Source organism: Cetobacterium sp. ZWU0022 (assembly GCF_000800875.1).
GTDB lineage: Bacteria > Fusobacteriota > Fusobacteriia > Fusobacteriales > Fusobacteriaceae > Cetobacterium_A.
Window position 1 is genome coordinate 1 of record NZ_JRJZ01000040.1, and the last position, 1,001, is coordinate 1,001.

The window sequence follows — 1,001 nt, forward strand, 5'->3', positions numbered from 1 at the left end:
AAAATTTATCAATAGAATTATTTGTCTTTCTATATTCATCTTTTACAAAAGTTAATTCTAACTTTAAAGGCTCTATCTTATCTAATACATTTTGAATTCTCTGCATTTAAATCCCCTCTTTTTCATAGTAAAAAATCTGATTACTTTTGCTTTTATCTTTGAATCCTATAATTACGCCTTTCTTTGTTATAAATTCAATTTGATTATTATGAAAACTTATCACAAAATCATCTTTTGCTCCAACTACTTTAAATTCATGTGTTTCAATATTAATTTCACTATTAATTTCCTCTGAAAATTGTTTTTCTTTATTTTTTTTAAATATACTAAAAAAATTTTTTAACATAAGCAACTCCCTATTTAATCTTTTTTATTTTTCATAAATTTTCAAACATTTTTTTAATTCTTTTTTAAACCAATCTCTTAAATCAATTGGTTCTAGAATTTCTACATTTGATAAAAATTGTAGAAAATATATTTTTGCTAACCTATTAGTACACTCTAAAAACCATATATCTCCATCTTTTTCTAATACTTTTGGTCTATTTAAAATAACTTTTTCAAATAAACTTTGTCCTTCTTTATTTATTTTAATTTTTATATTCCTTCCAAAAGATAAAAAAGGATCAAAATTTTTATCAATACTATTAAGATATTCTAAATCTTTAACTTCAATATCATGTTTTGACAATGATATATTTTCAATATTAGCAACTCTATAATTTCTATAATCCTGATTTTTTTCACAATAAGAAAAAATATAAGTTCTATCTTCTCCAGATGATACTTTTAAAAAATATGGATTTATAGTTCTAATTTTTCCGCTATATTTAATATTGACTTTCTTTTTTTCTTTTAAAGCTATTTGTAATTTTTCAAAAGTTTCTGAAAATAAAATTTGTTCTCTTATATATCTAGGATTATCTAAGTATTCAAAAAAAATATCTCTAAAAAAACCTGCTTCATTTTGAACCTCATGTTCTTTTAAAACTATATAATAA

Annotated in this window: 2 protein-coding genes; both read right to left on the reverse strand. The window is 20.7% G+C overall.

Annotation, left to right across the window (positions count from 1 at the left end):
- Positions 1-106 precede the first annotated feature (106 nt).
- Positions 107-346 (reverse strand): hypothetical protein, encoded by a 240-nt coding sequence (locus L988_RS03810; RefSeq protein ID WP_047381774.1) that lies wholly within the window; start codon positions 344-346, stop codon positions 107-109.
- A 24-nt stretch (positions 347-370) separates the two neighbouring features.
- The coding region (locus L988_RS03815; protein WP_047381777.1) for a WYL domain-containing protein at positions 371-1,001 on the reverse strand (631 nt) is incomplete at its 5' end.

Coding starts and splice junctions, on each gene's coding strand:
- L988_RS03810 (WP_047381774.1), bottom strand. CDS start 346: ATGTTAAAAAATTTTTTTAGTATATTTAAAAAAAATAAAGAAAAACAA.